The 10,717-nt window shown below is 56.2% G+C and carries 10 protein-coding genes; 6 read left to right on the top strand and 4 right to left on the bottom strand.

What is annotated here, in order from left to right; genetic code table 11:
• Nucleotides 1-68: 68 nt before the first annotated feature.
• Entirely contained in the window at nucleotides 69-1,193 is a 1,125-nt protein-coding gene (gene nlpD / locus HX884_RS15805; protein ID WP_023620533.1) for a murein hydrolase activator NlpD, read from the top strand.
• Between the two features lie 59 nt (nucleotides 1,194-1,252).
• Nucleotides 1,253-2,245, top strand: coding sequence for an RNA polymerase sigma factor RpoS (rpoS, locus tag HX884_RS15800; protein WP_013098493.1), 993 nt, complete (start codon nucleotides 1,253-1,255; stop codon nucleotides 2,243-2,245).
• A gap of 51 nt (nucleotides 2,246-2,296) precedes the next feature.
• Here the strand turns inward: rpoS and HX884_RS15795 are convergent, their stop codons facing one another.
• Nucleotides 2,297-2,674, bottom strand: a complete 378-nt coding sequence (locus tag HX884_RS15795) for a DUF4440 domain-containing protein (protein ID WP_178328462.1) — start codon at nucleotides 2,672-2,674, stop codon at nucleotides 2,297-2,299.
• Nucleotides 2,671-3,879 (bottom strand): MFS transporter, encoded by a 1,209-nt coding sequence (locus HX884_RS15790; protein ID WP_178328461.1) that lies wholly within the window; start codon nucleotides 3,877-3,879, stop codon nucleotides 2,671-2,673. The genes HX884_RS15795 and HX884_RS15790 overlap by 4 nt, the downstream gene beginning before the upstream one ends.
• A 109-nt stretch (nucleotides 3,880-3,988) precedes the next feature.
• Between HX884_RS15790 and HX884_RS15785 the strand changes: the two genes are divergently transcribed.
• Nucleotides 3,989-4,876 (top strand): LysR family transcriptional regulator, encoded by an 888-nt coding sequence (locus HX884_RS15785; RefSeq protein ID WP_020689292.1) that lies wholly within the window; start codon nucleotides 3,989-3,991, stop codon nucleotides 4,874-4,876.
• Here HX884_RS15785 and HX884_RS15780 read toward each other — a convergent pair.
• Nucleotides 4,873-5,280, bottom strand: coding sequence for a MarR family winged helix-turn-helix transcriptional regulator (locus HX884_RS15780; RefSeq protein ID WP_178328460.1), 408 nt, complete (start codon nucleotides 5,278-5,280; stop codon nucleotides 4,873-4,875). The two genes, HX884_RS15785 and HX884_RS15780, sit on opposite strands and share 4 nt — an antisense overlap.
• A 172-nt stretch (nucleotides 5,281-5,452) precedes the next feature.
• Here HX884_RS15780 and HX884_RS15775 point away from each other — a divergent pair, with 172 nt between their 5' ends.
• The 3 genes from HX884_RS15775 to HX884_RS15765 are packed head-to-tail and all read left to right on the top strand — an operon-like array spanning nucleotide 5,453 to nucleotide 7,704.
• Nucleotides 5,453-6,055, top strand: coding sequence for a non-oxidative hydroxyarylic acid decarboxylases subunit B (locus HX884_RS15775; protein WP_094084757.1), 603 nt, complete (start codon nucleotides 5,453-5,455; stop codon nucleotides 6,053-6,055).
• Nucleotides 6,045-7,472 carry a non-oxidative hydroxyarylic acid decarboxylases subunit C gene (locus HX884_RS15770; protein ID WP_013098487.1) on the top strand — a complete coding sequence of 476 codons (1,428 nt, stop codon included), beginning with the start codon at nucleotides 6,045-6,047 and terminating at the stop codon, nucleotides 7,470-7,472. Before HX884_RS15775 ends, HX884_RS15770 begins: the two co-directional genes overlap by 11 nt.
• Nucleotides 7,473-7,482: 10 nt before the next feature.
• Complete coding sequence (locus HX884_RS15765) at nucleotides 7,483-7,704, top strand: non-oxidative hydroxyarylic acid decarboxylases subunit D (protein WP_013098486.1); 222 nt, start codon at nucleotides 7,483-7,485, stop codon at nucleotides 7,702-7,704.
• A 140-nt stretch (nucleotides 7,705-7,844) separates the two neighbouring features.
• Here the strand turns inward: HX884_RS15765 and mutS are convergent, their stop codons facing one another.
• Complete coding sequence (mutS, locus tag HX884_RS15760) at nucleotides 7,845-10,406, bottom strand: DNA mismatch repair protein MutS (RefSeq protein WP_178328459.1); 2,562 nt, start codon at nucleotides 10,404-10,406, stop codon at nucleotides 7,845-7,847.
• Nucleotides 10,407-10,717 lie beyond the last annotated feature (311 nt).

Raw genomic sequence — 10,717 nt, 5'->3', positions numbered from 1 at the left:
GCGCGAAAGAGTCGTGCCATCACGGTTAATTTTAAGTCACTGGTAGTTAACACATTCCTGGGGGATAAATGAGCGCGGGAAGCCCTAAATTCACCATCAGCCGTGTTGCGGCATTATCACTGGTTTCGCTCTGGCTGGCAGGCTGTTCGAGTTCTAACAATGCACCTGCGCCTGTCAGTTCTGTTGGCGGAAACAGCGGCTCCGGTAACACGTCCAGCGGAATGTTGATCACGCCGCCACCTAAAATGGGCACTGCTGCGCCGCAGCAAACACCACAAATTCAGCCTGTGCAACATCCTGTTACACAGCCAACACAGATTCAGCCAGTCGAACAACCTGTTCAGACCCAAAATGGCCGCATAGTGTATAACCGTCAGTATGGGAACATTCCGAAAGGCAGCTATACCGGCGGCAGCACCTATACCGTGAAACGTGGCGATACGCTGTTCTATATCGCGTGGATCACCGGGAACGATTTCCGTGACCTCGCGCAGCGCAACAACGTCCAGGCACCGTATGCGCTGGAAGTCGGGCAGACGCTCCAGGTGGGCAACGCAACGGGTACGCCGCTTACGCCTGGCAATACCGTTTCTGCAGCCGACGTGACCGCGCAAAATAACAGCGTTAAGCCTGCACAAAAATCCACCACGGTGGTTGCTTCACAACCTGTAATTACGTATTCTGAAGATTCAGGTGATCAGACTGCTAACAAAATGTTGCCGAATAATAAAGGGACTGCGACTGTTGTCACAGCACCGGCTACGGCACCTGTGGTTAGCTCTACTGAACCGACTGCCAGCAGTATGAGTTCCAGTTCGCCAATTTCAACCTGGCGCTGGCCAACTGACGGTAAGGTTATCGAGAACTTCTCTTCCTCCGAAGGAGGGAACAAAGGGATCGATATCGCAGGAAGTAAGGGACAGGCTATCATCGCGACCGCAGACGGACGCGTTGTGTATGCCGGTAACGCTCTGCGCGGTTACGGTAATCTTATTATCATCAAACACAACGATGATTACCTGAGTGCCTACGCCCATAACGACACAATGCTGGTCCGGGAACAACAAGAAGTTAAGGCGGGGCAAAAAATCGCTACCATGGGTAGCACCGGAACCAGTTCTACACGCTTGCATTTTGAAATTCGTTACAAAGGGAAATCCGTAAACCCGCTGCAGTACTTGCCGCAGCGATAAATTGACGGGGCATGCCAGCCAGGGTGTCTCGTTCAGGGATCACGGGCAGGAGCCACCTTATGAGTCAGAATACGCTGAAAGTTCATGATTTAAATGAAGATGCGGAATTTGATGAGAACGGAGCAGAGGCTTTTGACGAAAAAGCCTTAGTAGAAGAGGAACCCAGTGATAACGATTTGGCTGAAGAAGAGCTGTTATCGCAGGGTGCCACACAGCGTGTACTGGACGCGACTCAGCTTTACCTTGGGGAGATTGGTTACTCCCCACTGTTAACGGCCGAAGAAGAAGTCTATTTCGCACGTCGTGCTTTGCGTGGTGATGTTGCCTCGCGCCGTCGCATGATTGAAAGTAACTTGCGTCTGGTCGTGAAAATTGCCCGTCGTTACGGTAATCGTGGTCTGGCTCTGCTGGATCTGATTGAAGAGGGCAACTTAGGTCTCATCCGCGCAGTAGAGAAGTTTGACCCAGAACGTGGGTTCCGCTTCTCCACCTACGCGACCTGGTGGATTCGTCAGACCATCGAACGGGCTATTATGAACCAAACCCGTACGATTCGCCTGCCGATTCACATCGTCAAAGAGTTGAACGTCTATCTGCGTACCGCGCGCGAGTTGTCCCATAAACTGGACCACGAGCCAAGCGCAGAAGAGATTGCTGAGCAACTCGACAAACCGGTTGATGACGTAAGCCGCATGCTGCGTCTCAACGAGCGCATTACCTCGGTTGACACCCCGCTGGGTGGCGACTCCGAAAAAGCGCTGCTGGATATCCTGGCCGATGAAAAAGACAACGGCCCGGAAGACACCACGCAGGACGATGACATGAAACAGAGCATCGTCAAATGGCTGTTCGAACTGAACGCCAAACAGCGTGAAGTGCTGGCACGTCGTTTCGGTTTACTGGGGTATGAAGCTGCGACACTGGAAGACGTCGGCCGTGAAATTGGCCTGACCCGTGAACGTGTTCGTCAGATTCAGGTTGAAGGTCTGCGCCGCCTGCGTGAAATTCTGCAGGGGCAAGGTCTGAATATCGAAGCGCTGTTCCGCGAATAAGCAACCTTTCGTCAAAAAAAGGCCCGTCGTGAGACGGGCCTTTTTTATCTCTTACGGCTGCGCCGTTTCGTGCAGCAGACGCCAGCTGATCGTCTCGCCTTCCCGATTGAGCACCGCGGTTGACCAGCGTACGTTGACGGGCTGGTCCGGGCGGGTCTGCGTCTCCCGGTAATGAAGCACCGCACCGTTATCCCATGACTGAATCGTGGCTAGCTCATCAATGATGATTTTAAGGCCGGGTCGGCTTCCACGCTGGGCGTGCAGAAAACTGACAAGGGCGTCATGGTTTAAATGCGCCCCACTCGGGGGAACCATCAGAAAGTTTGGCTGGAAACGGGCGAGCAGGGCATCAATATTACCTTCACCGGCACCCAGCCACTTTTCCAGTGCGATATGAATATCAATGATGTCGTGTTCGAAAGGGGTCATGGTTTCTCCTGTTGCAGTTGTGCAAGCACCTGCGGGTTGTTAAGACGAAATACAGAGATGACGGGCACCAGGGTGATGGCCGAAGCAACCAGAAACATCGCGTGCCACGCGGCGACGGGGGGCAAATACCTCTGGGCCAGATCCAGCACCTGTGCCAGCAGAAAGGCACCCGCAAAAAAACTCAGCTGACGATTAAGATTCCACAGCGCGCTGGCATCAGCCACCTCTTCCCGATGCGTTGTCAGAAATGCGCTGCTCTGCGCCGTACTGCTGCAAAGACTGCCTCCTGCGCCCATTAATGCAAACGCAACGATCGCCGGCAGCGTGCCCGTGGTCGCACTGACGCAGAGCAAAAGCAGAATACCTGACGCCTGAAGCAGGCAACCCGCGATCAACAGAGGTCGGGGGCCGACACGGTTAAAGTAACGGCCCGTTGCGGTGATGGCTATAAACGATGCCAGAGACCACGGCAGCATCAGCATGCCCGTCGCGGCTGGCGTCATGTTGGCCACGCTCTGCAGATAAAACATGCCGGTGACGTTTATTCCGATAAACATGCCGGGGACACATACATAAACCATCATGGAAACGTGCAGAAGCGGATCGGCGATCAAACTCAGGTTCAGCAGTCGGTTTGCTTTCATCGCGGGCATTTCATGCTTAAGCCACAGACAGGCCAACGCAAAGGTCAGGAGAGCAACCGGGAGGGTAGCAAAAAATACCCACCGCCAGCTTAACGCCTGAACCAGTACGCCCCCTAACGCAGGTGAGCATGCGGGGGCAAGCAGTGCAACCAGCATGACGGCGGAAGAGAGCCTGGCGCGTTCATGCGCTTTAAACTGTTGCCAGGTCAGCGCCTGCCCTACGGGGATCAATAAGCCACCGCCCACGCCCTGCAGCACCCGCCAGGCAATCAGAGTTTCAAGTGTGGCAGACAAGCCTGCCGCGGTGGAGGCTACGCTAAAGAGAACCAGCGAGAGAAGGATGACGTGCTTTGCCCCGATGCGGCGCGTCAGGGCACTGCTGAACGGGATCACCAGCGTCAGGCCGGCAATATACCCGTTACTGACCCAGGCGAGTGCAGAGGGCGTGGCGTGATAGGTCTGCGCCATTGCCGGAAAGGCGACGCTGGCGATAAACATGTTGATCAAATCAAGAAAAAAGCCCAGCAGATAGACTACGGCGACTTTGCTGCGATACGTCATGGTGGATCCTCCGGTGAGGGGGCGTATCGTATCGGCTTGTCCGGTGCCGATAAACGCAACAATTCGCGATATACTGTCAAAACTATTTTGACAATTTTGAAGGTTAACGATGCTGAATCTCCAGCGAACGGCGATGTTTGTGGCGGTAGCGGATGCGGGCAGTTTTACTGCCGCCGCAGAGTCGATGGGGCTGACAAAGGCCGTGGTCAGCTTCAATATTCGCCAGCTGGAAGATGAGCTGGGAGTTACGCTGCTGTTGCGATCCACCCGTCGCCTGACGTTAACCGAGGCGGGCGTGCTTTTTCATCAGCGAAGCGTCAGGCTTTTACAGGAGGCTGAACGCCTGCAGGATGACGTTCGCGCTAACCATGCCGGCCTGACCGGCGAATTGCGGATCACCACCACGCCCGAATACGGTTCGCAGGTGGTTGTGCCTTTGCTGGCCGAATTTAGCCAGCAGCATCCGGAGCTTCGCGTTCGTCATGTTTCGTCGTCTCAGCACGCCGATCTCATCTCGGAGCGCTTTGATGTCGCCATCCGGCTGGGAACACTCGCTGATTCGCGCTACCACGCCGCCTTGATTTCAAACTTTACTATCCTGCCGGTTGCCGCCCCCGGGTGGCTGGCTAACCATCCCGTTGAATCTCTCGAACACCTGGCACAGGCAGAGTGGATCGTTCACGAGCGTTTACCTTCGCCGCTGCACTGGCAGGTAAAAGATGCAGATGGCAATCTGGTTGCCTTTGAGATTAAAAAAGCCCCGCGCCTGTACGCAGATAGCGCCCAGGCGCTGATGGCTTTCGCGCATGCGGGATGTGGTGTGGCGCTGCTGCCGGAGTGGCTGGTGCGAAACGCACTGAATTCGGGGGTTCTGGTATCGCTTTTACCGGGATACACGTTTGCTCAGCAGGGCATCTATGCCGTTTATCCAGATGCCCAGCATGTGCCAGCTAAGGTTCGGACATTTATTGATTTTATGCGTGCCCGGGTGAACTAGTCATGCATCATCTTTTTGATCAGTGTCGTAAATTGTTCCCGCTCGTCCTGGCTGAGACGCCCTAAAAACGCCTCATCCACCTCATTGCCGACCGGTTTACAGCTTGCAAGCAGGGCTTCTCCTTCAGGCGTGAGGAAGACAAACCGGCGGCGCTTATCCGCAGGATCGTGTTCGCGCTTCACCAGCCCGCGCGATTCCATGCGGCTCAGCATTTCGGCCAGCGTCGCTTTTGTGCTCACGGCAACTTCCGTCAGGGCGACCTGCTCGATCCCCGGATTTTCAGAAACAGATCGCATCACCGCATATTGCGGCTTGGTCAGCGCCGGTAAAGCATGTTGCCAGTGGGCAGTATGCTGTTGAAAAAGCTGCCGTAGCAGGTGGAACGCTTCTTGTCTCAGTTCCATGAACACTCCGACGAAAAAAATCTCCCCCTATGATAGCCGCTATTGCCTGCGATTTTAACGCAGCAGTTTTTAGCATTACGTGTGATCGTGTACGAACAATATTGTCAGCTCAGCTCACCGGGAGTAACGTAGTTATTATGTTCGTATGCGAACAAATTAATTGAGGTGCTGAATGAGATTGATCGTGGGAATGACGGGAGCAACAGGTGCTCCGCTGGGTGTGGCTTTACTGCAGGCGTTACGGGACATGCCAGAGGTTGAAACCCATCTGGTGATGTCGAAATGGGCGAAAACCACCATTGAGCTGGAAACGCCTTATACCGCGCAGGATGTCGCCGCCCTGGCAGATGTCGTTCACAGTCCTGCCGATCAGGCTGCCACCATCTCCTCCGGCTCGTTTCGTACCGACGGCATGATCGTCATTCCCTGCAGCATGAAAACGCTGGCGGGTATCCGCGCGGGCTATGCCGAAGGGCTGGTGGGCCGTGCGGCAGACGTGGTGCTGAAAGAGGGGCGCAAGCTGGTGCTGGTCCCGCGTGAAACGCCGCTCAGCACCATTCATCTGGAGAACATGCTCGCGCTTTCCCGCATGGGGGTGGCGATGGTGCCGCCCATGCCTGCGTATTACAACCACCCGCAAACCGCCGATGATATCACCCAGCATATCGTGACCCGCGTGCTCGACCAGTTTGGTCTGGAGCACAAAAAGGCGCGTCGCTGGAACGGCCTGCAGGCGGCGAAACATTTTTCAAAGGAGAATAACGATGGCATTTGATGATTTGAGAAGCTTCCTGCAGGCGCTCGATGAGCAAGGGCAACTGCTGAAAATTGAAGAAGAGGTCAATGCGGAGCCGGATCTGGCGGCGGCCGCTAACGCGACGGGACGTATCGGTGATGGTGCGCCTGCGCTGTGGTTCGATAACATTCGCGGGTTTACCGATGCCAGGGTGGTGATGAACACCATCGGCTCCTGGCAGAACCACGCCATTTCGATGGGGCTGCCGGCGAATACCCCGGTCAAAAAGCAAATCGATGAGTTTATTCGCCGCTGGGATAAATTCCCGGTCGCACCGGAGCGCCGGGCCAACCCCGCATGGGCGCAGAATACGGTGGACGGTGAGGAGATTAACCTGTTCGACATCCTGCCGCTGTTTCGCCTGAACGACGGGGACGGCGGTTTTTATCTCGACAAAGCGTGCGTTGTCTCGCGCGATCCGCTCGACCCGGACCATTTCGGCAAGCAGAACGTCGGTATTTATCGCATGGAAGTGAAGGGCAAACGTAAGCTCGGCCTGCAGCCGGTGCCGATGCATGATATCGCCCTGCATCTGCATAAAGCCGAAGAGCGTGGTGAAGACCTGCCGATTGCGATTACGTTGGGCAACGATCCGATCATCACCCTGATGGGCGCAACGCCGCTGAAATACGATCAGTCCGAGTATGAAATGGCCGGGGCGCTGCGTGAAAGCCCGTACCCGATTGCGACCGCGCCGTTGACCGGCTTCGATGTGCCGTGGGGGTCTGAAGTGATCCTGGAAGGGGTGATTGAAGGCCGTAAACGTGAAATTGAAGGGCCGTTCGGTGAGTTTACCGGGCACTATTCGGGCGGACGCAATATGACGGTGGTCCGTATTGATAAAGTCTCGTACCGCACCAAACCGATTTTCGAATCCCTCTATCTCGGGATGCCCTGGACCGAGATCGACTACCTGATGGGGCCAGCCACCTGTGTGCCGCTTTACCAGCAACTGAAAGCGGAGTTCCCTGAAGTGCAGGCGGTGAACGCGATGTACACCCACGGTCTGCTGGCGATCATCTCCACCAAAAAACGCTACGGTGGTTTTGCCCGCGCGGTCGGTTTACGCGCCATGACCACGCCGCACGGCCTGGGCTATGTGAAGATGGTGATTATGGTGGATGAAGATGTCGATCCGTTCAACCTGCCGCAGGTGATGTGGGCGCTGTCATCGAAAGTGAACCCGGCAGGGGATCTGGTGCAACTGCCGAACATGTCGGTTCTTGAGCTTGATCCTGGGTCCAGCCCGGCAGGCATCACCGACAAGCTGATTATTGATGCCACCACGCCTGTTGCGCCGGATAACCGCGGTCACTACAGCCAGCCGGTGCAGGATTTACCTGAAACCAAAGCCTGGGCTGAAAAGCTGACTGCGATGCTGGCAGCACGCCAATAAGGAGGAAAAGATGATTTGTCCACGTTGTGCCGATGAGCAAATTGAGGTGATGGCCACATCACCGGTGAAAGGGATCTGGACGGTTTATCAGTGCCAGCATTGCCTGTATACCTGGCGCGATACCGAGCCGCTGCGTCGTACCAGTCGCGAACATTACCCTGAAGCGTTCCGCATGACGCAGAAGGATATTGATGAGGCGCCGCAGGTGCCGACCATTCCGCCATTGCTGTAAAAAAAAGCCCGGTGGCACTGCGCTTACCGGGCGGTAACATCGTGCGGTCCTTTGCCCGGTGGCGCTACGCTTACCGGGCCTACGGGTTTTGTAGGTCGGGTAAGGCGAAGCCGCCACCCGACAAAACAGACCGCAGAAAACTAAACCAGACTTTTCAGCCGATAAATCCACTCCAGCGCCTGACGCGGCGTCAGTGAATCCGGGTCGAGATTCTCCAGCGCTTCAACGGCGGGTGACGTCTCTTCCGCAGGTGCCAGCAGCGACATCTGTGTACCGTCAATCTGGGTGGCCGCCGCATTCGGTGACAGGCTTTCCAGCTCGCGCAGTTTCTGACGCGCGCGTTTAATTACCTCTTTAGGCACACCCGCCAGTGCCGCGACGGCCAGGCCATAGCTCTTGCTCGCGGCCCCCTCCTGCACCGTGTGCATAAAGGCGATGGTATCGCCATGCTCAAGCGCATCCAGGTGGACGTTTGCCACGCCCTCCATTTTCTCCGGCAACTGCGTCAGTTCAAAGTAGTGCGTCGCGAACAGCGTCATGGCCTTGATTTTATTCGCCAGGTTTTCCGCACACGCCCATGCCAGCGACAGTCCGTCGTAGGTTGAGGTGCCGCGTCCGACTTCGTCCATCAGCACCAGGCTGTGTTCTGTGGCGTTGTGCAGGATATTGGCGGTTTCCGTCATTTCGACCATAAAGGTGGAACGGCCGCTGGCCAGATCGTCCGCCGCACCCACGCGGGTGAAGATACGATCGATGGGGCCAATCTCCACTTTCTGCGCCGGAACGTAGCTGCCGATGTAGGCGAGCAGGGCGATAAGCGCCGTCTGGCGCATATAGGTACTTTTACCGCCCATGTTCGGACCGGTAATGATCAGCATTCTTCGCTGCGGCGACAGGCTCAGCGGGTTAGCGATGAACGGCTCGTTCAGTACCTGCTCCACCACCGGGTGGCGGCCTTCGGTAATGCGAATGCCGGGCTTGTCGGTAAAGGTCGGGCAGGTATAGTTCAGCGTTTCAGCGCGCTCAGCCAGATTTACCAGCACATCCAGCTCCGCCAGCGCGCCAGCGCTTAACTGCAGGTCCGCCAGGTGTGGCATCAGCATGTCGAACAGCTCGTCGTAAAGCTGCTTTTCCAGGGCCAGCGCTTTGCCTTTCGAGGTGAGAACTTTGTCCTCATACTCTTTCAGCTCAGGAATGATGTAGCGCTCAGCGTTTTTCAACGTCTGGCGACGCACATAGTGAATCGGCGCCAGATGGCTCTGCCCGCGGCTGATCTGAATATAGTAACCGTGGACTGCGTTATAGCCGACTTTCAGGGTATCGAGCCCGAGACGTTCGCGCTCGCGGATCTCCAGCTTGTCGAGGTAATCCGTTGCGCCGTCAGCCAGCGCGCGCCATTCATCCAGCTCTTCGTTGTAGCCAGGGGCAATTACGCCACCGTCGCGCACCAGAACTGGCGGCGCATCAATGATAGCGCGCTCCAGCAGATCGCGGAGTTCAGCAAACTCGCCCATGGTTTCGCGCAGTTTCTGAACCGGTGCGCTGTCAACGTCGCTCAGTTGAGCACGCAGTTCCGGCAACTGCTGGAAGGCATGACGCATTCGTGCAAGGTCGCGAGGCCGCGCCGTGCGCAGTGCCAGGCGAGCCAGAATACGTTCCAGATCGCCCACCTGACGCAGCACAGGCTGCAGCTCGGTGCAGCGATCCTGCAGCGCGGCAATGGTCTGCTGACGACAAACGAGCGTATCCGTATCGCGGACGGGCATATGCAGCCAGCGCTTCAGCATGCGGCTGCCCATCGGCGTCACGGTGTTATCGAGGACGGATGCCAGCGTGTTCTCAACGCCACCCGCCAGGTTCTGGGTGATCTCCAGATTCCGGCGCGTGGCCGCATCCATAATGATGCTGTCCTGCTGGCGCTCCATGGTAATAGAGCGGATATGCGGCAGGGCGGTGCGCTGCGTGTCTTTCACATACTGTAAAAGGCAGCCCGCGGCGCACAGTCCACGCGGGGCGTTTTCCACCCCAAAGCCAATCAGATCGCGGGTGCCAAACTGCAGGTTGAGCTGCTGGCGAGCGGTATCAATTTCAAATTCCCACAGCGGACGGCGGCGCAGGCCGCGACGACCTTCGATCAACGCCATTTCGGCAAAATCTTCGGCATACAGCAGTTCCGCCGGGTTGGTGCGTTGCAGCTCGGCTGCCATGGTTTCCCGGTCAGCCGGCTCGCTCAGACGAAAACGCCCGGAGCTGATATCCAGCGTGGCGTAACCAAACCCTTTGCCGTCCTGCCACAGGGCCGCCAGCAGGTTATCCTGACGCTCCTGGAGCAGGGCTTCGTCGCTAATGGTGCCTGGCGTGACGATACGCACGACCTTGCGTTCAACCGGGCCTTTTGAGGTGGCCGGATCGCCGATCTGCTCACAGATGGCAACCGACTCGCCCTGATTCACCAGCTTGGCCAGGTAGTTTTCTACCGCATGATGCGGAATGCCTGCCATTGGGATGGGTTCACCTGCCGATGCGCCACGTTTGGTCAGAGAGATGTCGAGCAGCTGCGATGCCCGTTTAGCATCGTCATAAAACAGCTCGTAAAAATCGCCCATGCGGTAAAACAACAGAATTTCCGGATGCTGCGCTTTCAGCTTCAGGTACTGCTGCATCATTGGGGTATGGGCGTCAAAATTTTCAAGTGTACTCATTAGGTTAGCGTGTCCATTTTTTTTCAATTTCAATGAGTTATCTTTTTTATTGTCAGGTTTCTTACTCTCTCATTGGAACGCATGACAGCCTGCGTTTCTTATCATGAATCGTTCACGGACCATGATAACGGACTCTGCTGGACAGGAAAACAGACGTGCAGGCTCTTTCGACTAAAATGCGTACCTGATTCCAGCGATACTGAAGACGTGGGCCTGTCTTGCCGCAATTGCGACAGGCACGCTGGTCCGGTAATGCTAGGGAAGGTGCGAACAAGTTCCTGATATGAGATCATCATATTCATCCGGAGCGC

The organism is Enterobacter sp. SECR19-1250, assembly GCF_013391025.1.
GTDB classification, from domain to species: Bacteria; Pseudomonadota; Gammaproteobacteria; order Enterobacterales; family Enterobacteriaceae; genus Enterobacter; species Enterobacter cloacae.
Note: the sequence above shows the minus strand (reverse complement) of the source record. Positions and strands in the feature narration are given on the sequence as shown.